This window comes from Bacillus sp. N3378-2at (assembly GCF_033412715.1).
Classification (GTDB): Bacteria; Bacillota; Bacilli; order Bacillales; family Bacillaceae; genus Bacillus; species Bacillus subtilis.
In genome coordinates, this window is record NZ_CP117986.1 from 1,566,350 (window position 1) to 1,590,704 (window position 24,355).

The window sequence follows — 24,355 nt, forward strand, 5'->3', positions numbered from 1 at the left end:
TCCTTTTGACAAGCTATAACATGTATTATTTTTATACGTTTATTGTATCTAGAAAACTCGAAACATGGAAGGTTTTTCTTAATATTTGTCGAAAATTGATGAAAATTGTCTTTTCCACTCGATAATTTTTGTTTTTGCTTCTTCTTTTGAGGTTTTCTCTGTGACTTGCAATTCAAAAAGCTGATCTTTGCTATGACGGCTTGGTTCTAACAGGAATCTCAGCAACTCGTCAGCCACGTCGTTTGTGTAATAGCCGTCTTCCTCTGTTTCTTCTTTCCATGGCCCATACATTTTCGGCAGGATCACGGTTTTTTCCGAGCCTGTTTTTTCACGTTTTTCCCATTCTTTTCGGTCTTCTTCATATACTAAAATATAAGGAGAATCACATTGGTCTAAAGGCAAAAAACTTCCGAACTGGATACAAATTGTATCATAATTTTGGTCTCCAATGTGTTCAAGCTGGCGAAAGAGTTCATTTCTCCCAAGCCACATGAGTCTTTCTTCTAAGTACATTTGTCTCATTTTATCTTCTGTTTCCGCCAGAACAACGTCAACATGTATGCCTTCATCCATCATTCGTTCACATAATGAAAGGCCGAAAAATTCGTCCGCACCTACAATCAGCGTTGATTCCATTGCATCTGCCGCCCTTCCGGTTTTTCATTTCCCAAAACAAAACAGCCTCCGCAAAAGAGAAGGCTGTTGTCATTATATTCTCTATAATTCTTTTTCATGACTGTGAAAGAATTTGCAAATTGATGCATAAATTCTGCTTGGATGCTCAAATAAATGAAATGTCATGTCGACCGGTGAGCCTTGCTTTTGCTGTTTTTCCTTGAAAACTTCCGCATGTACGCTGTAGGGATATGGAGCTCCGGTCATACGCTGCCATATATGAACCGGTACGCCGCTCGGGTAGCTTTGAATTGTTTTATAACGAAGCGCTTCCGCTTCTTTTTCAGAAATTCCGTAGCTTTTCGAAACTTCTTTCAAAAATTGCTTATAGAAAAATTTATTTTCTTTTTCCGATTCATAATGTGCCTGAAGATCGAGACAAGGATTCAACATTGCGGCTGAGCGGATATGATCCGGGGAAAAACGAAGCAGTTCATCGGCCACGAGAGCACCCATGCCTTCTGCTAAAATATGAATCTTCGGATTGAGGATTTCCTGCTTCAGCACAGAATGTATCAGCTGTTTGGCATAGGTGACTGCTTTTTCCGCCCCCCAATGCCTTCCGAACAGATTGCTGTTAAAAAGAGTGTATCCTTCATTCCTCAACATGCTCAGAAGCTGATTTCTGCCATAATGCTGCTGCCAAAAGCTTGAATCATGTCCGACAAAGTGGGTTCTGTCCCCCAAGATAAAGATGCCGAAGCCGTTCGGGCGATAGGGCAGATGAATGACATTATGCTCCGTTCCCAGTTGAAAGTATCTTTCCGTTATTCCCATCGCTTGCCCGCCTCCTTTCACACTTCATCTCACGCTATCTTATGTAAATAGAAAAGAAACGAATAAGGTAAAGTCCTAGCCTTTTACATTTTTGGCTATTATACTGATTGACGTTTTATATTTTACCATTAAAGTGTGACGAATCAGACTCTTTTGTCACCTCACTTTCTGCTAAAATTGGATTCCCCCTTCGCTTTTTGTATGGTATGATAACTTTTAGAATAGAATGAGAAGGACGAGGTGGAAACGTGCGATATATTATTGCCTTTATTTGGACGTTCCTTTTATCACATATGGCATGCTACTTGGTTGCAAGCATGAACAGCGTTACGTATAATTTCAAAACATCATCTGTCATTGCTGTTGTACTGTATGTCTTAATCATGGTTTTAGCAGAAATCATGCCTATGAACAAAAATGCAAGCCAGCATTAAAAAGCCAAAAACCCAAAACATTTATTGTTTTGGGTTTTTTAGTGGTCACGGCTTTCTTTTGTAGGTCCACAGCCGGTTGTGGTTTGATGTTTCGGGGAACATTTCCCCTGCTGACAGATGGACCTTTTGAGGGTTTTTAACCATGCTCCCTGTCTCGCCGATTTCTACGTAGACACCGTTATTAGGCGCTTTCTGTCCGGGCCGGAATTGGTGCTGCTGTCCCACTGTTTTTCCTCCTTTTCCTTTTTGCTGTAGTATGCGCCTAAGCGGCTGTGAATATGTTGCCATCAAAAAAACTGCTGAGTTTGGGGACTGACCCCATAAGATGAGACAAATAAAAACACCTTCAAGTTTGAATACGGATGATTGTTATCCGAAATTAGACTTGGAGGTGTTTTTTCTATGGGGACAAGAGTGAGTTATCCGGTTGAAGTGAAACAGAAGGCTGTAGAAATGAGATTGGCAGGCGTACCTATGAAAGAGATCATGCAGGAGTTGAATATCAAAAATAATACGCAGATTAAGACATGGGTCAGATGGTATAAGGCTGGTGATACACATCGATTTGAACAGCCTGTTGGTAAGCAATACACTTATGGAAAAGGTCCGGAGTATTCTTCCGAATTAGAGAAACTGCAGGCAGAGAATCGATATCTGAGACAACAGAATGAAGTGTTAAAAAAGTACAACGAATTGGAAAGGAAGTTGATAGCCAAACGTCAGTCGAACTTGTAGAAGAATTGCACAGCACAATGACCGTGCAGGATATCTGTATTCATTTAGGTATCTCTCGCTCGTCTTATTATCGTTGGAAGAAGAATCTGAAGAAAGATCATCCCAAGCGCCATTTAGAAAAACAAATCGGCACGTTGTGCCGAGAGCACCAGTATCGATATGGATATCGAAAAATCACAGCTATATTAAAAAAGAGAATGTGTATTAACCATAAAACGGTTCAGCGTATTATGCAGAAAAATCAGTGGCAGTGCCGGGTTAAGGTGAAAAAGCGCAAGAAGAATGGGCAGCCATATGCCGTGGTCGACAATATATTAGATAGGAACTTTCAGTCTGATCATCCTCTTGAAAAACTAGTAACAGACATCACGTATTTGCCTTATGGACAGAAACAATTGTACCTTTCCAGTATATTGGATGTATATAATGGAGAAGTGATTGCTTTTACGATTGGAGATAAGCAGGACACAGACTTTGTCTTACACACACTTGATCAACTGCCAACACTGCCTGAGAACTGCGTGTTACATAGTGACCAAGGATCTGTGTATACATCTTACGAGTATCAGAAAGCTGTTAAAACAAAAGGCATTACCATGAGCATGTCCCGCAAAGGGACACCCGCTGATAATGCCTCCATCGAATCGTTTCATTCCTCACTAAAGTCTGAAACGTTCTATCTTAACAGCATTGATCGAACCACGACCGCCATCGTAGAACGCACTGTCATAGAATACATTCATTATTATAACAATATTCGTATTCAAACGAAACTAAACAACCAATCACCGATAAATTATCGGCAATTGGCTGTTTAAAAGGTGTTTTGATCCCTGTCTCAAAAACGGGGGTCAGTCCCTTTGGCTCAGCAGTTTTTTGATGATTCCCCTTTGTATAAAATGGCCTTCAGCAGTGCTTTTTGCACATGAAGACGGTTTTCCGCCTGCTGGAACACTGCAGAGTTCGGCCCGTCAATAATCTCCGCAGTCACTTCTTCCTCACGATGCGCAGGGAGACAATGTAAAAATGTATAGTCAGGCTTGGCATGGCTGACAAGCGCCGCATTCACCTGATAAGGCGCAAAGACAGCAAGACGTTCTTGCTCTTCCGCTTCCTGCCCCATGCTTGTAAACACATCAGAATAAATTACGTCCGCGTCTTTTACAGCTTCAATCGGATCATCTGTCAGCGTGATAGAAGAGCCGGATTGAAGTGCATATGTTTTTGCCGCTTCAGCTGCTTCATCTAACACTTCATATCCCTTTGGCGAAGCGATCGAGATATCACAGCCCATTTTCGCGCAGCCGATCATCAAGGAGTGCGCCACGTTATTTCCGTCACCGATGTATGAGACTTTTACGCCTTTAAGCTTCCCTTTTATCTCCTTAATCGTCAAGAGATCCGCCAGCGCCTGGCATGGGTGGTATTTATCAGTAAGTCCATTGATCACCGGAATGTCAGCTTCTTTGGCAAGTTCCTCCACCTTTTCATGTTCAAAGGTCCGGATCATGATGGCATCCACATAGCCTGACAGCACTTTTGCCGTATCAGCGACAGTCTCACCGCGCCCCAGCTGCAGATCTTTCTGGCTTAGAAAGAGGGCGTTCCCGCCAAGCTGTGCCATGCCCGCTTCAAAAGAAACACGTGTCCGCGTTGATGATTTTTCAAAAATCATCGCCAAGGTTTTGCCATGGAATATAGGCTGAATTTTGTTTTGTTTCAGCTCACCGGCTTCTGCGAGCAAGGCGTTTATATCCTCTTCACTAAGGTCCTTTAACGTTAATAAATCTTTTCCGTATAAACTGGTTTGCGTCACTGTGTGCATGATGCCACTTCCTTTTTATAGAGGTCTTTGAGAGATACAGGCTGCGGATGGCCAGAACCGCTTTGTAAAAACGCCCGCACAGTTTCTTCTTCTGTAAAGACGGGGATGCCGTGCGTCATGGCTTCCAAACGTTCTATGCGTGCTTCTTCAGAACCGCTCAGATTGATGTGGAGCGATTTTTCTTCTTGTTCCATCCATGAGGCAAATGTCCCTTCATGAACGGTAAAACCTGCGTTTTCTGCTAACTCCTGCACATCTTCCGGAACGTTTTGCAAATAAATGCTTCCTTTTTGACTCCAGACTCTTGTATAGATTTTTTTCAAGGCGCTGTTAGAATCATATGCGACACACATGCCTTCTCCCGTTGATTTCATTTCCGGCCCAAGCTTGATATCCACATCCTGGATCGCATGAGAAGAAAAAACAGGGAACTTCACGGCAACTCCATGATGATTTTGAACTGCCGGATCTAGATCTTTTAAGGACGCTCCCGCCAGCAGACGTGTGGCGAGCGGAATCATCGGAACGCCCATTACTTTGCTGACGACAGGAACCGTGCGGCTCGCTCTCGGATTCACTTCAAGAACGAGTATGTTTCCATTGTCGATCACAAATTGAATGTTCATGATGCCTTTAAATGAAAGTTTTCGGGCAATTTTTTGTGCCGCATCTTTCATGCCCTGCTGCAGCCCGCTCGTGATGGACGGCCCGGGAAGAATGGCAAAGCTGTCCCCTGAATGGACACCTGCCCGTTCAATATGCTCGGTATATGTCGGGATAAAGACATCCTCGCCGTCGGAAATCAAATCAATTTCGACTTCCTTTCCAGACACATATTGATCAATCAAAATCGGATATGGCATGCTGTCCTCATCATTCAGCAGCTGAGAAAGCTGGGCTTGCGAGTCAACAATGATCATGCCCATTCCGCCGATAACGTAAGATGGGCGGATTAACACCGGATAGCCGATCTCACTCGCTTTTGAAGCGGCTTCTTCTTTTGTATAAGCAATTTCTCCTTTTGCGTGCTTCAATCCCAGCTCGTCAAGAAGCTGATAGAATTGATCCCGATCCTCTAACACGTCGAGCGTTTGAAATGATGTGCCAAGAAGAGTAATGCCGGCTTTTTCGAGCGCTTCAGCAGCATTGATTGCAGTTTGGCCGCCGAATTGCACAATTGCAAAATCAATATTTTCCTGCTCCGCCACGTTTACAATATGCTCCGTTGTCATTGGTTCAAAATACAGGCGGTCCGCAATTTCATAATCGGTGCTGACCGTTTCCGGGTTATTGTTAATCATGATGGTTTCGAATCCAAGCTCTTGCAGTGTCAGCACACCGTGAACAGCACTATTATCAAATTCAACGCCTTGGCCGATCCGAATCGGGCCTGATCCGATAATGAGCGCGCGTTTTTTCTCTTTGCGGCTGATGTCTCCATCGGTTTCTCCGAAATATGTGGAGTAAAAATAGTTTGTTTTCGCATCAAACTCTGCCGCGCATGTATCTACGATTTTAAAGGAAGGCGTAATGCCCATCTCCTTGCGAAGCGCGCGCACCTCTTCCTCTGTTTTGCCGATCAGTGAGGCAATCGTTGCGTCTGAGAATCCCTTTTCCTTTGCTTTCTTCAATAATTCAAAAGAGAGATCGCTCCCTGCTTCCATCAGGCGGTTTTCCAATTTGATGATGTTGTCAAAGGTATGAAGGAAAAACGGATCAATTTTTGTTTTTTCATGGATGTCATCAATCGAGACGCTGCGGCTCAACAGCTCCATGACAACGAAAAATCTGCGGTCATCCGGAGTGATTGCCAAATCCCATAGCGTATCAATTGACAACCCGCTGAGCTCTGGAAGGTGTGTCCCGATATTTTTTAATTCAAGCGACGCGGCTGCCTTTTGTATCGCTGCTTCTAAATTCCGTTCAATCGCCATCACTTCACCGGTGGCTTTCATTTTTGTGCCAAGCTTGCGGTCTGCGTTTTTGAATTTATCAAACGGCCAGCGCGGAAATTTGACGATCACATAGTCCAGTGCCGGTTCAAAGCTTGCGTAAGTTGAGCCTGTGAGCGGATTTTTCAGCTCGTCAAGTGTGTATCCGACTGCCAGTTTAGCAGCCATCTTTGCAATCGGATAACCGGTCGCTTTAGATGCGAGAGCCGATGACCGGCTGACACGCGGATTCACTTCGATCACGTAATATTGCTTGCTGAAAGGATCAAGCGCGAATTGAATATTGCAGCCGCCTACGACATCAAGTGCTGAAATGATGGTCAGACTAGCCGTCCGCAGCATTTGATAGTCTTCATCTGTCAATGTTTGTGAAGGCGCCACAACGATAGAGTCACCTGTATGCACGCCGACCGGATCGATATTTTCCATGTTGCAGACGGTAATGCATGTGTTATTGCTGTCACGCATGACTTCATATTCAATCTCTTTAAAGCCTGCAATGCTTTTTTCGACAAGGCATTGATTGATCGGGCTTGCTAATAGCGCCTGTTTAATCATAGCTGTAAAGGCTTCTTTATCAGGGGCGATTCCTCCGCCCTTTCCGCCTAATGTGTAAGCAGGTCTGATAATAACGGGAAAACCGATGGATTCCGCAAACCGGATGGCGTCGGTTTCATTATCAACAATTTCACTCTCTGGCACGGGCTGATTCAATTCGTTCATTAACGAACGGAATTTTTCCCGGTCTTCTCCTTTTTGTATCGTTTCAACGGATGTGCCGAGAAGCTTGACGCCGTGCTCCTTTAAAACACCCGTTTCTTCAAGCTCCACTGCTAAATTCAACGCGGTCTGACCGCCTAAATTGGCAAGAAGCCCATCAGGCTGTTCTTTCTTAATGATGGCTGTCAGGCTTTCTGCTGTCAGAGGCTCAAAATAAATCTCATCAGCAAAGGCTTCATCGGTCATAATTGTCGCCGGATTGCTGTTGACGAGAATCACCCGGTAGCCCTCCTCCTTCAGCGCGATGCACCCTTGAGTTCCTGAATAATCAAATTCTGCCGCCTGCCCGATGATGATCGGGCCTGATCCGATTACTAATATGCTTGAAATACTGGTGTCTTTAGGCATGCGCGATTTCTCTCCTTGCTGGTATCACATTCTTTAGATAATCATCAAAAACCCATTCGCTTTCCGCCGGTCCGGGATGGGCCTCCGGGTGGAATTGCACACTCATGACTGGCAGTTTTTTATGGGCAAGCCCTTCAACTGACGTATCATTGACATGATGAAATCTGATCGTGAGCTCTTCTTCATTAATCGACTGTTCATCAACCACATAGCTGTGGTTTTGGCTTGTCATAAAGACCCGTTTCGTCTCACGGTCGATGACCGGATGATTAGCTCCCCTGTGTCCGAATGGCAGCTTAAAAGTATTCCCTCCGAACGCGAGCGCGATCAGCTGATGTCCGAGACAAATGCCGAGAGTCGGAAAGCGGCTGATGATGCTTTTGATCTTTCCTAAATATGGCTGGATTGCTTTCGGATCTCCAGGTCCGTTCGATAGCACAATGCCATCGGGTTTGATGTTGTATACGGCCTCCATTTGCTGGTATGGCACCACAGTAACCTTGCAGCCTCTTTTGACAAGTGATGATGCGATTGACTTTTTATAGCCAAAATCAATGAGAGCGATATGTTTATTCCCGTCGCCGAATGTGCTGATTTCCTGGGCTGAAGCCTGCTCTGCCACATTCTCTGGTTGAAGGGCCATCTCAGCTCCTTCTTTAGAGGCTGTGACTGTTGCACCCATCGTCCCGTTTGCCCGGATTTTCTTCACGACAGCCCTCGTATCAACATGGGTTAACAGCGGAATGTTCCATTTCTGTAAATACTCCTTGAGGCTGTATACCGCTTCATAATGAGAAAAGTGATCACACGCCTCATAGACAACCGCTGCTTTTACTTGCGGTTTCTTGCTTTCAAAGTCCTTTTCATTTATGCCGTAGTTGCCAATCAGCGGGTAGGTAAATACAATAATCTGTCCCTTATACGATGGATCTGTCAGCACTTCCTGGTAGCCTGTCATTCCTGTGAAAAAAACAGCTTCTCCCGTACAGTTTTCATGGCCGTCCAGCTCGCCGCTGAACGATGTCCCATCTTCTAACACTAAATAACCTTCCATCTAACAGCCCACCTCTTGATGAATAATTAATTATAAAAATGAATTTTTATGCCTTTATATCGAAAAAAAATCACTGGTTTACAGCGGAATGATGAGCGATTGCCTGTTTCAGCTTGCTGACGGCTTCTGCTATTTCATCCTTAGTCACGGTGAGCGGCGGCAGCAGCCGAATCACGTTCGGGCCGGCCGGCAATACAAGCAAGCCTAATGTCTGCAATTCAGCAATAATGTCAGCAACCGGGCCATCACACTCAATTCCAAGCATTAATCCTTTACCTCGGATTTGTTTAACAAAAGGGCTCTTTAGCTCCGCCTCAAGCTGTTCTTTTAAAAACGCCCCTTTATCAGCAGCCTCTTGCAAAAAGTCAGGCTGGAATACAATTTGCAATGTGGCATTCACAGCAGCCATCGCCAGCATATTTCCTCCGAAAGTCGTTCCGTGAGAACCAGGGGTAAACGCTTCTCCAAGCTGTTTTTTTCCAATGACAGCGCCGACCGGAAAGCCGTTTCCCAATCCTTTGGCGACTGTGATGATATCCGGTGAGAGTCCGAAGTGCTCATATGCGAAGCCTTTTCCCGTCCGTCCGATGCCGGTCTGGATTTCATCAATGATGAGAAGGGCTTGCTTTTCCTTGCAAAACGACTGTACGGCTGATAAAAATTCAGCACTCGCCGGATTGACTCCTCCTTCTCCCTGCACTGTTTCAAGCATCACCGCGGCAATATCGCCTTCCTCCCCAAGAGCTTTAAAAGCAGAAGGATCATTGTATGGCAGGTAGTGAAAGCCTTCAAGCATCGGGCCGAAGCCTGTTTTGATTTTATCCTGTCCGGTCGCAGCCATCCCTGCATACGTGCGGCCATGGAACGACTGAAGAAAAGTGATGATTTTTGTTTTTCCAGTTGCTTTTCGGGCAAGCTTTATCGCACCTTCATTCGCCTCTGCGCCGCTGTTGCAGAAAAAGACAAGATCTCCTGCACTATGCGCTGCCAGCTTCTGCGCCGCTTGCTCTTGGAGACTGTTTTGAAACAGGTTAGATACGTGCCATACGCTGTCAAGCTGTTTTTTGACTGCCTCTGTCACCGCTTCATGGCAGTGTCCTAGATTTGATACCGCAATCCCCTGAATGAAATCAAGGTATGATTTGCCGTTTTGATCCTCAACGTACGTTCCCTTTGCTTTTTTGAGGTCAATATCCCAACGGCCGTAGGTTTGAAACAAGCTGCTCATGAAACAGCCTCCTTTGCTTTGACGATTTTTGTCCCCTGAAAGGTTTGTTCTGCGAAGAATGATCCTTTTCCGTTTACGATCATGACTTCAGACACCTGATCTGATAAAGCTGACAAGGCTGAATTGACCTTCGGGATCATCCCTCCTGTGATCACTTCCTGCTTGATCAGCATCTGAATCTCCTTAGGGGTCAGGACGTCCAGACGCTGCTTTTCCTTCATGATTCCATCGACATCCGTGACGAACATCAGCTTATCAGCTTCAAGCGCTCCGGCGACTGCTGAAGCAGCCAGATCAGCATTTACATTCAGCGTTTTGCAGTCGCTTGTCATAGACAGCGGCGCAATAACTGGGATGATGCCATTTTCCATCAGCGCGTTCACCATGGACGCATCGACTTTTTTGATTTCTCCCACTTCTCCGTGTGTTTCCGGATCTAGATAATCAGCCTCCAAAAGACCTCCATCCTTACCAGAAATGCCTGCGGCTCGCAGTCCGTGTTTGGCAAGCTCAGCAACGAAAAATTTATTGACAGAACCGGATAAAACCATTTCCGCCACTTCCAGCACCGGCTTCGTTGTTTTCCTCTGTCCGCCCGAAAACTCTGTCTTGATATTTAACCGTTTCAGCATATTCGTGATTTCCGGTCCCCCGCCATGTACGATCGCCAGCTTCCAGCCTGACGCCATCAGCTCTTTCAGATTTTGAAAAAATTCCTCCGACAGCTCACGGATGACGCTTCCCCCGCATTTAAAAACGATTGTTTTCTTCATTTCGCTCCCCTTTATTACGTGCGATAGCTCGCGTTAATTTTGATATAGTCATAGGTCAGGTCACAGCCCCACGCTCTCCCGTTTCCGTCCCCTTCATCCATCTTGATGACAATGGTGATTTCATCTCCTTCAAGGTATTCCTTGGCGAGAGATTCAGAGAATGGCTGAGGCTCGTTATTCTTAAACAGGCATTGGCCGCCAAGATAAACCTCTACTTCTTCTGCCGTCACTTGAGCTGCGGAGTGTCCAATGGCTCCGATGATCCGCCCCCAGTTGGCATCTGTTCCGTATACTGCCGTTTTCACGAGATTTGAGCCGACAATCTTTTTGGCAATGACGTTTGCATCAAGATTGTTTTTCGCTCCCTGTACTTGTGCTTCAATTAGTTTTGTCGCGCCTTCTCCGTCTCTGGCAATCTCTTTAGCCAGATCCTCACAAGTGAGCAAGAGTGTTTTTTTAAAGACCGGCCAGTCTGGATGGTCTTCTGTCAGGCACTCGTTTTCGGCGCAGCCATTCGCCATAACTAATACCATATCGTTCGTGGATGTTTCTCCGTCAACTGTGATTTGGTTAAATGAAACGTCAGTGATTTCTCGAAGCGCCTTTTGCAGCGCTTTTTCTTCGATTGCCGCGTCAGTTGTCACAAATCCCAGCATCGTGGCCATGTTCGGGTGTATCATCCCTGAGCCTTTGGCCGCTCCGCCGATCGTGACTGTTTTGCCGCCGATTGCCAGTTCATAGCACGTCTGCTTGATCACCGTATCAGTTGTTAAAATTGCTTCCTCAAAATCGCCTGATCCCGCAGGTGTTCCTTTCAGCAGCTCGATCCCCGCGTGGATTTTTTCCATGTCTAAATGCTCGCCGATGACACCCGTTGATGAAACAGCGACAAGCTCCGGCTCAATGCCAAGCTGTGAAGCAAAGCTCTCCCGCATTGTGTATGCGTCCTTTAGGCCTTGTTCTCCCGTGCAGGCATTGGCAATGGCACTGTTGACGATAACGGCTTTCAGTGTCGGTCCGTGCTTTAAGCTGTCTTGTGTCACTTTGATCGGAGCAGCCTGAAAGTGGCTTTGGGTATAAACTGCTGCGCTCACAGCCAGTGTCTCGCTGATAATGACGCCGAGGTCTTTTTTCGAGTAGCGCAGCCCGCAATGCACACCCTTTGCCTGAAACCCTTTTGGCGAGGATACATCACCTGTTACTTTTACAATTTGATCTTCACTTAACTGAATCATGGTTCGATTCTCTCCCGTTCTATGGATAAATTGGCGTGATGGTGAGTCCAGTTTCTTCATTCCAGCCATTCATCAAATTAAAGTTTTGCACTGCCTGACCGGCGGCACCCTTCATTAAATTATCGATTACCGAGACGATCGTGACTCTGTTCGTTCTCTCATCGAGGGTCACGGCGATATCACAGAAATTGCTGCCGTACACTTCTTTCGTTTGCGGGTACTGACCTTTTGGCCTCACTCTCACAAAATATGAATCTTGGTAAAATTCCGAATATAAATCATGCAGGTCATCTGCGGATAGATCACAGGTTAATCTGGTATACATCGTCGCCATGATGCCCCTTGTCATCGGAACCAAGTGAGCCGAAAATGTAATGGGCCCGAGGCCTGGCTGCCATTCATTCAGCGCCTGCTCAATTTCCGGCGTGTGCTGATGTTCATTGACTTTATAAATTTTAAAATTGCCGTTCAGCTCAGAAAAATGGGTTCCCATGGATGCTTTTCTTCCCGCTCCGGAAACACCCGTCTTCGCGTCAACGATAACGAAAGATTCATCGAGCAGTTTCTTTTGAGCCAATGGCGCGAGGCCAAGCAAAACAGCTGTTGGAAAACAGCCTGGATTGGCAATGAGTTTCGCCTGTTGAATTTGCAGTTGATTCAGTTCTGCCAGACCGTATACCGCCTCTTGAATCACCGCCTTCGGTGCCGCTGTCCGTTTATACCATTTTTCATATTCAGCCGGTTCTTGTATCCTCAGATCACCTGACAGATCAATAACCGGAATTCCCGCGTCTGCCAGCTTTGGAGTCAATTCACTTGATACTCCGGGCGGCGCAGCGAGAAACATGATATCTATTTCGTGTTTGATCGTATTCATATCAATCGGCTTCAGCTGCTGATCCGCTAAGCCGGTAAGATGAGGATAACCCTCGCTATAGACATTCCCTTCTCCGCTGGATGAATAAAGTATGCATTCCTCTGCATGAGGATGATGCGAAAGAATCCTGACAAGTTCGGTGCCTCCATATCCTGTAGCACCTACAATTCCTATTTTCAAAACAAGTTCACCCTCTTGGTCTTTGTGAAATTATTTAACATTATAACATGAATAAAAATTAATTCAATCGTATATTTAATATTTTTATTCATTTATAAATTTTCTGTTCAATGGGAATTCCGCTCAAAAAAATCGGCACGACGCCATCATAAAAACGTTGATGCGGCGCCGCATTTCAGCCGCATAAAAAAACAGGCTGACCGCGTCAGCCTGTTTTCATCATCATCAATCCACTCAAAAAATATAGAATAGAGCTTGCATAAAAAATCATTTGCACTGTGAAAAAGTCAGCGAGAAAGCCCCCGAGCATAATGGCTGCTGCTGAAAAGACAGCTGTCCAAAAATGGTAATTTCCAATCTTCTTTCCACGCTCTCCGCTGTCTGTAAAATTAGCGATCAGCACTTTTTTCTCCATGCTTTTGCATCGCTCCAAAGAGCCCTAACAGCACTTGGACGATATACACTTGAACGACGCTTCCAATATGCGGGACATATAAAAGCAGAACAGCCATCCCCCACGAGTTCAGAAGCAGAAAATAACGGCTGTCAAACCTTTCAGACAGCCGTCCGAGGAGCGGGTAAATGAGCGCTCCGCTCAACCCGAACAATCCGTAGGAAAAACCGAACTGTGTGTAGCTTGAGCCGATATTTTTCACAAACAGAATATAAAACGGAAAGATTAAGCTGCTTGCGAAAAACACGCTGCTTTGTGATAATGTCAGCCATTTTAATTTGTTTTTCCCCATTATTTATACCTCTGATAAAAGTAATTCATAAAGCGCTCATCCGGGTCATAGGTTCGTTTTTTCTGAAAAAACGCTTCACTTTTCGGATATGCCTGTCTCATTTGCGCTTTTGTCTGGTAGGTCATATAAGGCAGATAATAGCTGCCGCCGTGCTTGATGGCAACGTCTGTCATGTGCCTGATGATTCGGGCAGTATCTGCCTGGTCTTCTTTTGAAAAGCCCTCGTTTATTAATAGCACGAGCGAAAACATATCGTCCTTCGCATAGGAAAGGTCGGCCTTTTCATTTTTCTGCACGTAGCGGATCGTAATGTTCAGCAGGTTCAGATCTTCGTCCGACAGCGTTTGTCTCAGGTCATCAATATAGGACCCATACTCCTTCACGGGCACAAAGTATTCTTGCAAAACATCTGTGTTGTCATTGTTTTCATACTCAAGAAACTTTGATTCGGACCGCATGACGTTATTGCGTGAAATCTCTGTGCCGTTTTGGCTCAGGAAATAGGATTGCTGTGTGTCCCACAGCCAATTCCTGCCCCATTCATACCGTCTTGACAAACCGAGTGCAAACTTTGTGGCTCCCGTATACTCATCTTCTTTGAGATCGCTGTATGATGGCAGTTGATCCTGATGATCAGCCAATACGTAATTCGTGACATACATGTCTTTCAGAAATCCTTTTTTCGCTGTTGAAATTCGCGCCAGATGCATTCGGACATCTGGATTTCCTTTTACATGCTTTGAAAAATAGTCTGAGTATGTGCTGTAATTCATTTTTTCTGTCTTCATGACATACAGCTCATCATCTGTCAGCTCAAGCGTTACATCAAGAATCACGCCAAAAAGGCCGTACCCTCCGATGACCGCCGTAAACAAATCATCTTTTGGAGTGACAGTGATAATCGTCCCGTCAGCTTTTAAAAGCCGAAATGATTTGACTGTATCAATCAGCGAGCCGTAGCGAATATCACGTCCGTGTGCATTTGCGCTGAGAGATCCGCCGATTGTAAAAATGTTTTGTGACTGCATGACTTTTACCGCGAGTCCGTATGGATTCACGTATTTCTGGATATCATTCCACGTTGCACCGCTTTGCACCCTGATGGTTTTCTTCTCTTGATCGAGTGACAGGATTTTGTTGTAGCCCGTCATGTCGAGAACGATGCCGTCCTCATAATATGTATGGCCGCCCATGGAGTGCTGGGCCCCGGCGATTGAAATTTTTATGTTTTTTCGATTTGCCTCTTTGACTGTGTCAATGAGCGTTTCCTCTTCCTGCCCTTTCACTGTCTGCTTTATTTTTACAGGCATCAGGCCGCTGACATCCGTCATCTCGCTTGTGTCTGTTTTTTGCTCTGAGTTCACAGAGTACGCAAACAGGGCCGCATACGCGCCAGTACAAAGCGCGAATGCAAGCAATTTCTATTTCATAGTGCTCTCCCTGCTGTTTTTTATGGCCATTATACCATGACTGCGTCCTCATTTTTCCAAATTATCTTCTTGCCCGTTTTTCGGCACGGCGGTCGGCGACGATAAAGCAGGCGTGAATCGCGCCCGGCAGCCAAAAGATACAGGTCAATATGAGATTCAGCAAGGCCTGAAACGGTTTTCCCGAAAACAAAACAGCAAGCGGCGGGCATAAAACTGCCAGCAGGTACATCATTTCCTTTCACTCCTTTCAGCTGTAAAAAAGGACAGCCTCACATGTCAGGCTGTCCTTTTTTGTTTTATTGAATGCCAAGCGCAATTTTTGCGTATCTGGACATTTTATCCCTAGTCCAAGGCGGATTCCATACAATGTGAACCTCTGTGTCTTTCACTTCAGGAAGGTCCGCTAATGCTTTTTTCACCTCATCCACGATAATCGGCGCTAAAGGGCATCCCATTGATGTCAGTGTCATCGTCACGTGCGTTAAGCCGTCTTCATCCATGTCAACATCGTATACCAAACCAAGGTTCACGATATCAACGCCAAGCTCAGGATCGACAACCTGTTCCAGGGCGCCCATGATGTTTTCTTTTAATGCTTCTTCCACGTTCCCTCACTCCTTTTTTCTACAGTATAACGTAAATTCAGCTCTTGTTAATAACTTAGTGCTTTATAAGTACGTTTCAAACCATTCAATCGTTTTTAACACAGCTGCCCGCGGGACTTTATGGTCAGCGTTTTCATCTCCGATAAATTGCAGGCGTTCCGGCTGCTCGCTGTAATGGGATTTGATCGTGTCATAAAATTTCCGGGTCGGCGCGTAAGGCACGACCTTATCTTTTGCGCCGTGCCAAAATAAAAGCGGGCGCTGTTGCAGTTTCTCCGGCTGAAGGCTGAGATCCCGCAATTCGAGACGTTTCATCAGCTGCTGTACCTTCTCTTCCGGCACATCAATTTCAATGCCCTGAGATTGAATATGGTCAATCTGCTGCTGAAACAGTTCCACGTAATTCGGGCTTCCCATCAGGCTGACGCCGGCTTTTATCCAATCATATGCAGTCAAAGCGCCAAGCGTTGTGATGCCGCCCATTGACGTGCCTGCGAGACCGATGCGGCCGCCGTCTATCAGGCCCTCTTTTTCAAAAAGGTTTTTAAGTACGCCGATCTCTTCAATCTCGTTAAGGACGATATCCCAAAAATGCCCCGCCAGCTCTTCGACAGCCATTTCTTCTCCCCGTTCCCCATGGTGCAAAGCCTCCGGCAGAACGGCTCTAAAACCCTTCTCCGCAAGCAGATAAGCAATATGAAGATTGTGTTCCTTCGCGCTTGTAAAACCATGGATAAAGATCACGAGAGGAACAGCGCGGTGCCTGTTCTCTTCCTTTACAATATGTAAAAACGGAATACCGGAAACGGTTTGATTCTCAATTTGTATCACAATGTGCCCCTCCTTAGGATAACCATAATCATAAGTGTAACATGTAGACAATAAAGATGGTAAAAAGCTACACTGTAAGTAAGGCAAAACAAGCAAAATCTAAGGTTAAAGGAGCTTTTCATGGAGACAAAACCCTATTTAATCGCATTAGATTTAGATGGAACATTATTAAAGGATGATAAAACCATATCTGAAAACACCCTTCAGACGATACAGCGCCTAAAAGATGACGGGCATTATGTCTGCATCTCAACGGGGCGTCCGTACCGTTCAAGTTCCATGTACTACCAGCAGATGGAACTGACAACGCCGATTGTCAATTTTAACGGAGCATTTGTCCATCATCCGCAGGACGACAGCTGGGGACGGTATCATACGTCACTCCCGCTTGATGTTGTCAAACAGCTCGTGGATATCAGCGAGAGCTACAACGTACATAATGTGCTTGCTGAAGTGATTGATGACGTATACTTTCATTACCATGATGAGCACCTGATTGATGCCTTTAACATGAACACAACAAATGTAACGGTCGGAGACTTGCGGGAAAATCTTGGTGAAGATGTGACGTCTGTACTCATACATGCAAAAGAAGAGGATGTGCCGGCAATACGCTCATATTTATCGGATGTGCATGCCGAGGTAATCGACCATAGAAGATGGGCCGCACCGTGGCATGTCATTGAAATTATCAAAAGCGGCATGAATAAAGCGGTCGGCCTGCAGAAAATCAGCGATTATTACGGCCTGCCGAGGGAGCGGATCATTGCTTTCGGGGATGAGGATAACGATTTGGAAATGCTTGAATTTGCAGGCTGCGGCGTTGCAATGGGAAATGGAATTGACGCGGTCAAGCAGATTGCCAACCGAACAACGGCTACAAATGAAGAGGACGGCGTTGCAAGGTTTTTGAAAGAATATTTCTCACTTTAAAGAAGGCCCGTATTAATTTTTCCCACTCATAAACCTTACTTTGCCCCACCATACTATTGAAGACGACTCATCTCGTCAAAGTATGGAAGGGGGCAGTCTCAAAATGGGTAAACGAAGCAAATCCAGAAGGTTTATTCAGCAGGGTAAAGACTCCATCGGGCTACACGCCGCAAGATTTCCATATCGGTCTACTTTAGAAGAAGCTCACCAGCATGCCGCGGCACGAGACTCGGCCGAAAGCCAGGTTGAATATTAAATGAGAAATGAACTGTTTCAGCAGGCAAAATCATTTGTTCAACAGGCGGTCATGGTGACAAACGGCTTTGAGGAAGGCGATCAGGAGCAAGCGATTCTGAGAGCCAAAAATGCTGTATCTTCTGCGTATGCCAATTCGACAGATGCGGAACGTCAACAGCTGCATCAATTTCAAAATCAGCTGGACAAACTCCAATAAAAAAAGGCTATGGCGACTCGCCATAGCCTCTTATTTGACTTCAAACTGCTGAACAGCCTGAACCTGCTTGAGATTTTCCGCCCTGCCCTTAAATGTCACCTTTACCTCATAGGTTCCGGGCTCAGGGACTTCCTTCCACACATCAGAGAAATCATATGTTTCTCCAGATTCAAGCGTCAGGTTTTGAAAAGCCTGCGTAAACATTTTGTCTTTCGAATAACGGTATCTTTCTTTGTGCTCAGAATCATACACGACAAGTTCAAATTTTTGCCCTGTGCTGAATTGAAACTCAATAGCACGTTCACTTTGGTTCTTCAGCGACATGTTAAACTTGATTTGTTCAGGCTCCTGAATTGCGTCAATAGATAAAACAACCTCTTGATTCTCCATTCCGCCTGATACCTCCTTATCGGGTTCTGTCTGCTCATCTTTCCCGCAGCCTATCAAAAGCAGCACGGGGAGGAGCATCACAAGCAGCCGTTTCACGACTTCCACCTGCTTTCGTCAGTCTTTTCTAAAGAAACCAAAAATCCCTGTCGTTTGAACGATGTTCGTAAATGCTTTCGGATCAACTTCTTTGACGATCTTTTCTAAATCGTACAGTTCATACCTCGTGATGACGATAATCATCATTTCTTTCTGTTCGTTCGTAAAAGCTCCTTTTGCCGGAACAGTTGTGATGCCGCGCACCATTTTTCCGTAAATGGCTTCCTTGATTTCGTCCGCTTTTTTCGTCACAATCATTGCCGTAAGCTTCATGTGGCGAGTGTGAATTGCGTCGATCACCCTCGTTGTCACATATAGTGTAACCAGGGTATATAATGCTTTCTCCCAACCTTGCAATAATCCTGCCGTCAAGATGATAATCCCGTTCAGAATGAAGAAATACGTGCCGACGGGTTTATCCTTCCACTTTGCAAGCACCATGGCGACGATATCAAGCCCGCCTGTCGAAGCTCCGTATTTTAATGTTAAGCCGATACCGACTGCGGAAATGACGCCGCCGAACACCGCGTTCAGCAAAATGTCATGTGACAGGCTTGTTTCCGGCAGGATCCCCATAAACAGAGTAGTGAGTGCGACACTTAAAATGCTGTACACTGTAAACGATTTGCCGACCTTCAGCCATCCTAAAATACCGACCGGAATGTTTAAGAGGAACAAGAGCGTTCCCGTCGATATGTAAAAGGGGGCATATTGATCAACGACGCTTGATAAAAGCTGGGCAACACCTGTAAATCCGCTGGCATATACATCTGCAGGTATCAAAAATAAGTTCAGCCCGGCAGCATTGAGTAAAGCGCCGATGATGACGATGAGTAATTTTTTTGTTTGATCTAGTACCATGGCATGTTCCTCCGCTCTTTCTCTTTATTATGTTTTCCCTTAAAACAAATATTTGAACACGATTTTGGCAAATTAATATGATATAGTTGGCTTAACTCTCATGATAACGAGCGATAACGGAAAGAAGGGAAGCAATATGACAGTTCATCTCATCGCTGACAGCGCCACTGATTTGCCTCGTTCTTATTTTGAAGAAAAAGGCATTGGCTTTATTCCGCTCAGGGTTTCTCTCGGCGATAAAGAATTCGAAGATGCAGTCACAATTCATGCGGATCAAATATTTGAAGCGATGCAAAATGGAGAAACGCCTAAGACGTCGCAAGCCTCACCGCACACGATTAAAAATGTGTTTTTGCAATATGCCGAAACAGGTGATCCCGCTCTTTACATTGCCTTTTCCTCAGGTCTCTCCGGCACGTATCAGACAGCTGTCATGATCGCCAATGAAGTGAAGGAGGAATTCCCCGATTTCGATTTGCGGGTCATTGATTCCAAATGCGCTTCATTAGGATACGGTCTGGCTGTCCAGCATGTTGCCGATCTCTGTATCAACGGGAATACAATACAAGAAATTGAAACGTCTGTAAAGAACTTTTGCAGCCAGCTTGAACACATTTTTACCGTTGATGATTTAACATATCTCGCGAGGGGCGGCCGGATCTCCAAAACGTCCGCTTTTGTCGGCGGCCTGTTGAATATTAAACCGCTGCTTCAGATGGAGGACGGCAAGCTTGTGCCTCTGGAAAAAATCCGCGGACAGAAGAAACTTTTCAAACGGATCATCGAGCTTATGAAAGAGCGCGGGGATGATTTGAGCAATCAAACCGTCGGGATCAGCTACGCCGCGAACAAAGAAAAAGCCACGGATATGAAACACCTGATTGAGGAAGCGTTCAAGCCGAAAGAAATCATTATGCATCCAATCAGTTCAGCAATCGGCTCGCATGCCGGTCCAGGTACATTGGCAATATTCTTTTTAAGAAAATGAGCAAAAAAAAACCTCCAGATATGTGATGTATGCTGGAGGTTTTTTATATTAATTTTTTATTTACATAAATGATAACTCCGGCACCGTATGCCACTATCATTGGAGGTATCAGCTGATCTTGTCCCTGAAATGAAATAAAACCATTTAAAAGAATAAATATTCCCGAATTGAGAAAAAAGTATCCCGCAATTCTAGCCAGACGATCCTTGTCACGTATTTGAGACTCCCGGAAACCGGAAAGTATCCATGTTTGCTTTTTTATTCCAACCATATAAGCAACCCAAAAGAAAAGCAGCGCAATAAAGATTATTAAAAAATCGATACGTATTTCCACGACTCTCCCCCTTCTCTTAGAACTCTGCCCCCTAATGATACGCAACAAAATTTAATTTGTGAAGTTTCATAAAAAAATAGAAGGCCTGTGGGGCCTTCTATTTTTTCTCGTATGTCCATCCATTTTCCTGATACACTTTTCCGTTTTTCATCAAATGGCCCAGCGCGCGTTTAAAGGCGGCTTTGCTCATATTAAAACGTTCTCTGATATCGTCAGGCTGGCTTTTGTCACTGTACGGCATGGCACCGTTTCTCATTCTCATATACGTTAGAATGCACTCAGCATCAACAGACATTGCATCCTGTTTTCTCGGAAGCAGCGACAAGTTGACTGAACCGTCTTCTTTCACTTGAATCACCCGGCCTGTGACTTTTGAACCCAGTCTTGGCTCCTCTTTTCTTTCTGACGGGTGAATAAAACAGCGGATACCGTCATCCGTGATCACGAATGAACCCGATGCGATCAGCCTGTACACCGTACCTGTCAGCTCTTTATTCATCAGATCTTCTGAAGCGTCGGTAAACAGTTCGCTGATGATATCTTCCGGCGCTGGTTTCGCAAACATGCGCCCCCGGTTCGTCACCTTCAGCATACAGTAAAGTTTGTCCCCTTTTTGCGGCCAGACATCTTCATACGGCGGCAAATGCTCAGTTGCGACTAGTGCGTCCTTCGATAAACCGACATCAACGAAAACGCCCATATCTTCCACTTTATCCACCACTTCAACCCAGCCATATTCATCCGCGCTGATGACCGGAATTTTCATCGTGGCCGCAAGCCTTTCCTGCTGGTCGACGTATATAAAGACTTCTACTTCGTCTCTGTCCCCGATATCCTCAGTCATTTCACTGTTATGTAAGAGAATCGTATCTTCCCCATCGGTTAAAAAGTAACCGAAGTCGGTTTGGTGATCTATACTCAAGGTTAATTGCTGCCCTGGTCTCATGCTATCGTCCTTCCTGTTCCGCCTATTCCTCTGCGGATTTTGTTAACATTTTTTCCAATCATCACAAATTGATTCTTTGTTCTGTTGGAAGTTTCTCTTTATTCTACTATAATCAACACATAAGTTAAATGTTATGGAGGTTTTCATATGGCAAAAGAAAGCTCATTTGATATTGTATCCAAGGTGGAATTGCCTGAAGTGCAAAACGCAATCCAAATCGCACTGAAGGAAATCAGTACCCGATATGACTTTAAAGGCAGCAAAAGCGACATTTCTTTAGATAAAGAGGAGCTGGTCCTCGTTTCCGATGACGAATTCAAATTAAGCCAGCTGAAAGATGTGCTGGTCAGCAAATTGATTAAACGAAACGTACCGACAAAAAACATTGAGTACGGCAAGGTTGAAAACGCGTCAGGCGGAACGGTGCGCCAGCGCGCAAAGCTTGTTCAAGGCATTGACAAGGACAACGCAAAAAAAATCAATACGATCATCAAAAACTCCGGACTGAAAGTAAAGTCTCAGGTGCAGGATGATCAAGTGCGTGTCACCGGAAAAAACAAAGATGACCTGCAGCAGATTATCTCAGCTGTGCGGGGAGCAGATCTGCCAATTGACGTTCAATTTATAAATTTCAGATAAATTTTCTGATTCCTATTGATTATTGTCTTTATTTTCGGTAAATTTGGAGAAAGGGAAAAACGCCAGGTATCTTTTGGCACTTCCTGACACGAAAATTTCATATCCGTTCTTATCAAGAGAAGCAGAGGGACTGGCCCGACGAAGCTTCAGCAACCGGTGTAATGGCGATCAGCCATGACCAAGGTGCTAAATCCAGCAAGCTCGAACAGCTTGGAAGATAAGAAGAGACAAAATCACTGACAAAGTCTTCTTCTTAAGAGGACTTTTTTTATTTCTCTTTTTTCCTTGCTGATGTGAATAAAGGAGGCAGACAATGGGACTTTTAGAAGATTTGCAAAGACAGGTGTTAATCGGTGACGGCGCCATGGGGACGCTCCTCTACTCCTATGGCATTGACAGGTGTTTTGAGGAACTCAATATTTCAAAGCCGGAGGAAATTCAGCGCATACATAAAGCGTATGTTGAAGCGGGAGCCAACATTATTCAAACGAATACGTACGGGGCCAACTATATTAAATTATCCAGACACGGTCTTGAGGATGACATCAAAAAAATGAATCAGGAGGCCGTAAAGATTGCGCGGGCTTCAGCAGGCGATGCATACGTGCTTGGAACGATGGGCGGCATACGGACATTTAATAAAAACGCGTACAGTCTTGACGAAATTAAGCGCAGCTTCCGCGAGCAGTTGTATCTGCTGCTGCATGAAGAGCCGGATGGCTTGCTGTTAGAAACATATTATGATTTGGAAGAAGCCCGTGAAGTGCTGAAAATCGCGCGCAAAGAGACTGATCTTCCGATTATGCTCAATGTCTCCATGCACGAGCAAGGCGTATTGCAGGACGGAACACCGCTTTCTGACGCATTGCGATCGATTGCGGATCTCGGGGCTGATATCGTCGGCATTAACTGCCGGCTCGGGCCTTATCACATGATTGAAGCGCTCAGCGAAGTGCCGATTTTTGATGACGTATTCTTATCCGTTTATCCGAACAGCAGTCTTCCTTCGCTTGAAGAGGGACGGCTCGTCTATGAAACAGACGACACGTATTTTCAAAACAGCGCGTCAGAATTCCGAAAGCAAGGCGCGCGGATTATCGGCGGCTGCTGCGGCACAACGCCGAATCACATCAGGGCGATGGCGGAAGCAGTTGGCGGGCTGGTTCCGATTAAGGAAAAAGAAGTCAAAACCCGGGCCAAAGAATTCATTTCTGTTCATCACGAGCGAACCGAGCCCGGCCTGGATGAGATCGCAGCGAAAAAACGCTCTATTATCGTAGAGCTGGATCCGCCGAAAAAACTGAGCTTTGACAAATTTCTGTCCGCTGCTGCTGAATTAAAAGAAGCGGGAATCGATGCCCTGACACTCGCCGACAATTCTCTGGCGACCCCGCGGATCAGCAATGTTGCCTGCGGCGCTCTCATCAAGCAACAGCTCGATATGCGTTCCCTTGTCCATATTACGTGCCGTGACCGTAACATTATCGGCTTACAGTCACATTTAATGGGCCTTGATACGTTAGGGCTGAATGACGTGCTTGCTATTACAGGTGACCCTTCTAAAATCGGGGATTTTCCTGGTGCGACGTCTGTATATGATTTAACATCTTTTGATTTAATCAGGCTGATCAAACAATTCAATGAAGGTCTGTCTCTGTCTGGAAAACCGCTCGGCAAGAAAACGAATTTCTCAGTTGCCGCCGCATTTAATCCTAACGTCCGCCATCTGGATAAAGCGGTAAAACGGCTTGAGAAAAAAATAGATTGCGGCGCAGATTATTTTGTTTCTCAGCCTGTCTATTCCGAGCAGCAGCTTGTCGATATCCATAACGAAATAAAACATCTGAAGACGCCGATCTATATCGGCATCATGCCGCTGACAAGCAGCCGGAATGCCGAATTCATCCATAATGAAATTCCCGGCATTAAGCTGTCTGATACGATTCGCGAAAAAATGGCCCGTGCCGGTGAAGATAAAGAAAAGCAAAAGGCGGAAGGCCTTGCGATTGCACGCTCCCTGCTGGATACGGCATGCGAGCTGTTTAACGGCATCTACTTGATAACGCCTTTCCTCAGATCTGACTTAACCGCTGAGCTTACTTCATATATTCAGCAAAAAGATGAGCAGCGCCAAAATATCTTTTTGCATTAATCCCTTAAAAGACTGTCTGATCCAATCGGGCGGTCTTTTTCAACGGGATTCGTGTTACGATATAGAAAAACAGTCAT

The 24,355-nt window shown here is 45.3% G+C and carries 25 protein-coding genes, 2 pseudogenes and 1 riboswitch; of the genes and pseudogenes, 8 read left to right on the forward strand and 19 right to left on the reverse strand.

Going from position 1 to position 24,355, the window contains the following annotated elements; translation table 11 throughout:
• Positions 1-78: 78 nt before the first annotated feature.
• A complete protein-coding gene (locus PUN35_RS08660; RefSeq protein WP_014479435.1) occupies positions 79-636 on the reverse strand; it encodes a hypothetical protein in 558 nt (185 codons plus the stop codon).
• A gap of 81 nt (positions 637-717) precedes the next feature.
• Positions 718-1,452 (reverse strand): hypothetical protein, encoded by a 735-nt coding sequence (locus tag PUN35_RS08665; RefSeq protein WP_014479433.1) that lies wholly within the window; start codon positions 1,450-1,452, stop codon positions 718-720.
• 248 nt (positions 1,453-1,700) lie between these two features.
• Here PUN35_RS08665 and PUN35_RS08670 point away from each other — a divergent pair, with 248 nt between their 5' ends.
• Entirely contained in the window at positions 1,701-1,886 is a 186-nt protein-coding gene (locus tag PUN35_RS08670; protein WP_003245236.1) for a YjzD family protein, read from the forward strand.
• Positions 1,887-1,931: 45 nt separating this feature from the next.
• Here PUN35_RS08670 and PUN35_RS08675 read toward each other — a convergent pair whose 3' ends face one another.
• The gene (locus PUN35_RS08675; RefSeq protein ID WP_003245356.1) at positions 1,932-2,111 is read right to left on the reverse strand and encodes a YjzC family protein; all 180 of its coding nucleotides are present in this window, start codon (positions 2,109-2,111) and stop codon (positions 1,932-1,934) included.
• A gap of 177 nt (positions 2,112-2,288) precedes the next feature.
• On the opposite strand from PUN35_RS08675, the gene PUN35_RS08680 reads away from it, so the two are divergent.
• Positions 2,289-3,439, forward strand: a protein-coding gene (locus tag PUN35_RS08680; protein WP_087614160.1) for an IS3 family transposase whose coding sequence is annotated in 2 segments (ribosomal slippage) — positions 2,289-2,562 and positions 2,562-3,439 — 1,152 coding nt in all. Because the reading frame shifts where the segments join, the coding sequence is not laid out codon by codon here.
• A 47-nt stretch (positions 3,440-3,486) separates the two neighbouring features.
• Here the strand turns inward: PUN35_RS08680 and argF are convergent.
• The 12 genes and pseudogenes from argF to PUN35_RS08740 all read right to left on the reverse strand — a co-directional run bounded on the left by argF (position 3,487) and on the right by PUN35_RS08740 (position 16,485).
• On the reverse strand, positions 3,487-4,446 hold the full coding sequence (gene argF / locus PUN35_RS08685; RefSeq protein WP_014479432.1) for an ornithine carbamoyltransferase: 960 nt from the start codon (positions 4,444-4,446) through the stop codon (positions 3,487-3,489).
• Positions 4,434-7,526, reverse strand: coding sequence for a carbamoyl-phosphate synthase (glutamine-hydrolyzing) large subunit (locus PUN35_RS08690; protein ID WP_014479431.1), 3,093 nt, complete (start codon positions 7,524-7,526; stop codon positions 4,434-4,436). Before PUN35_RS08690 ends, argF begins: the two co-directional genes overlap by 13 nt.
• Entirely contained in the window at positions 7,519-8,580 is a 1,062-nt protein-coding gene (locus tag PUN35_RS08695; protein ID WP_014479430.1) for a carbamoyl phosphate synthase small subunit, read from the reverse strand. The genes PUN35_RS08690 and PUN35_RS08695 overlap by 8 nt, the downstream gene beginning before the upstream one ends.
• Before the next feature lie 70 nt (positions 8,581-8,650).
• Positions 8,651-9,808, reverse strand: a complete 1,158-nt coding sequence (locus PUN35_RS08700; RefSeq protein WP_014479429.1) for an acetylornithine transaminase — start codon at positions 9,806-9,808, stop codon at positions 8,651-8,653.
• Complete coding sequence (argB, locus tag PUN35_RS08705; RefSeq protein WP_014479428.1) at positions 9,805-10,581, reverse strand: acetylglutamate kinase; 777 nt, start codon at positions 10,579-10,581, stop codon at positions 9,805-9,807. Before argB ends, PUN35_RS08700 begins: the two co-directional genes overlap by 4 nt.
• A 14-nt stretch (positions 10,582-10,595) precedes the next feature.
• Entirely contained in the window at positions 10,596-11,816 is a 1,221-nt protein-coding gene (argJ, locus tag PUN35_RS08710) for a bifunctional ornithine acetyltransferase/N-acetylglutamate synthase (protein WP_014479427.1), read from the reverse strand.
• A gap of 19 nt (positions 11,817-11,835) precedes the next feature.
• A complete protein-coding gene (gene argC / locus PUN35_RS08715; RefSeq protein ID WP_014479426.1) occupies positions 11,836-12,873 on the reverse strand; it encodes an N-acetyl-gamma-glutamyl-phosphate reductase in 1,038 nt (345 codons plus the stop codon).
• Between the two features lie 205 nt (positions 12,874-13,078).
• A pseudogene (locus PUN35_RS08720) lies at positions 13,079-13,574 on the reverse strand (MFS transporter).
• A 44-nt stretch (positions 13,575-13,618) separates the two neighbouring features.
• Positions 13,619-15,037: an FAD-binding oxidoreductase gene (locus PUN35_RS08725; RefSeq protein ID WP_014479423.1), complete on the reverse strand. Its 1,419-nt coding sequence runs from the start codon at positions 15,035-15,037 to the stop codon at positions 13,619-13,621.
• A gap of 73 nt (positions 15,038-15,110) precedes the next feature.
• The gene (locus PUN35_RS08730; RefSeq protein ID WP_003232996.1) at positions 15,111-15,281 is read right to left on the reverse strand and encodes a YqaE/Pmp3 family membrane protein; all 171 of its coding nucleotides are present in this window, start codon (positions 15,279-15,281) and stop codon (positions 15,111-15,113) included.
• Between the two features lie 64 nt (positions 15,282-15,345).
• On the reverse strand, positions 15,346-15,654 hold the full coding sequence (locus tag PUN35_RS08735; RefSeq protein WP_014479422.1) for a metal-sulfur cluster assembly factor: 309 nt from the start codon (positions 15,652-15,654) through the stop codon (positions 15,346-15,348).
• Positions 15,655-15,717: 63 nt separating this feature from the next.
• Positions 15,718-16,485, reverse strand: a complete 768-nt coding sequence (locus PUN35_RS08740; protein ID WP_014479421.1) for a prolyl oligopeptidase family serine peptidase — start codon at positions 16,483-16,485, stop codon at positions 15,718-15,720.
• A 120-nt stretch (positions 16,486-16,605) separates the two neighbouring features.
• Between PUN35_RS08740 and yitU the strand changes: the two genes are divergently transcribed.
• The 3 genes from yitU to PUN35_RS08755 all read left to right on the forward strand — a co-directional run bounded on the left by yitU (position 16,606) and on the right by PUN35_RS08755 (position 17,872).
• Positions 16,606-17,418 (forward strand): 5-amino-6-(5-phospho-D-ribitylamino)uracil phosphatase YitU, encoded by an 813-nt coding sequence (gene yitU / locus PUN35_RS08745; RefSeq protein WP_014479420.1) that lies wholly within the window; start codon positions 16,606-16,608, stop codon positions 17,416-17,418.
• A gap of 103 nt (positions 17,419-17,521) precedes the next feature.
• Positions 17,522-17,674: a hypothetical protein gene (locus tag PUN35_RS08750; RefSeq protein WP_017695668.1), complete on the forward strand. Its 153-nt coding sequence runs from the start codon at positions 17,522-17,524 to the stop codon at positions 17,672-17,674.
• On the forward strand, positions 17,675-17,872 hold the full coding sequence (locus tag PUN35_RS08755) for a DUF3813 domain-containing protein (protein WP_003245613.1): 198 nt from the start codon (positions 17,675-17,677) through the stop codon (positions 17,870-17,872).
• 30 nt (positions 17,873-17,902) lie between these two features.
• Here PUN35_RS08755 and PUN35_RS08760 read toward each other — a convergent pair whose 3' ends face one another.
• On the reverse strand, positions 17,903-18,358 hold the full coding sequence (locus PUN35_RS08760; RefSeq protein WP_014479419.1) for a BsuPI-related putative proteinase inhibitor: 456 nt from the start codon (positions 18,356-18,358) through the stop codon (positions 17,903-17,905).
• Between the two features lie 18 nt (positions 18,359-18,376).
• Positions 18,377-19,219 carry a YitT family protein gene (locus PUN35_RS08765; protein WP_003245017.1) on the reverse strand — a complete coding sequence of 281 codons (843 nt, stop codon included), beginning with the start codon at positions 19,217-19,219 and terminating at the stop codon, positions 18,377-18,379.
• 136 nt (positions 19,220-19,355) lie between these two features.
• On the opposite strand from PUN35_RS08765, the gene PUN35_RS08770 reads away from it, so the two are divergent.
• Positions 19,356-20,207, forward strand: a complete 852-nt coding sequence (locus tag PUN35_RS08770; protein ID WP_014479418.1) for a DegV family protein — start codon at positions 19,356-19,358, stop codon at positions 20,205-20,207.
• Positions 20,208-20,250: 43 nt separating this feature from the next.
• Here PUN35_RS08770 and PUN35_RS08775 read toward each other — a convergent pair whose 3' ends face one another.
• Entirely contained in the window at positions 20,251-20,541 is a 291-nt protein-coding gene (locus PUN35_RS08775) for a DUF3784 domain-containing protein (protein WP_014479417.1), read from the reverse strand.
• A 97-nt stretch (positions 20,542-20,638) separates the two neighbouring features.
• A pseudogene (locus PUN35_RS08780) lies at positions 20,639-21,536 on the reverse strand (S1 RNA-binding domain-containing protein).
• 98 nt (positions 21,537-21,634) lie between these two features.
• Here PUN35_RS08780 and PUN35_RS08785 point away from each other — a divergent pair.
• Both PUN35_RS08785 and PUN35_RS08790 read left to right on the forward strand, forming a co-directional pair.
• A complete protein-coding gene (locus PUN35_RS08785; protein WP_014479415.1) occupies positions 21,635-22,126 on the forward strand; it encodes a YajQ family cyclic di-GMP-binding protein in 492 nt (163 codons plus the stop codon).
• Positions 22,127-22,232: 106 nt separating this feature from the next.
• Positions 22,233-22,350: riboswitch (SAM riboswitch) on the forward strand.
• An 89-nt stretch (positions 22,351-22,439) separates the two neighbouring features.
• Positions 22,440-24,278, forward strand: a complete 1,839-nt coding sequence (locus tag PUN35_RS08790; protein WP_014479414.1) for a bifunctional homocysteine S-methyltransferase/methylenetetrahydrofolate reductase — start codon at positions 22,440-22,442, stop codon at positions 24,276-24,278.
• Positions 24,279-24,355: the final 77 nt, after the last annotated feature.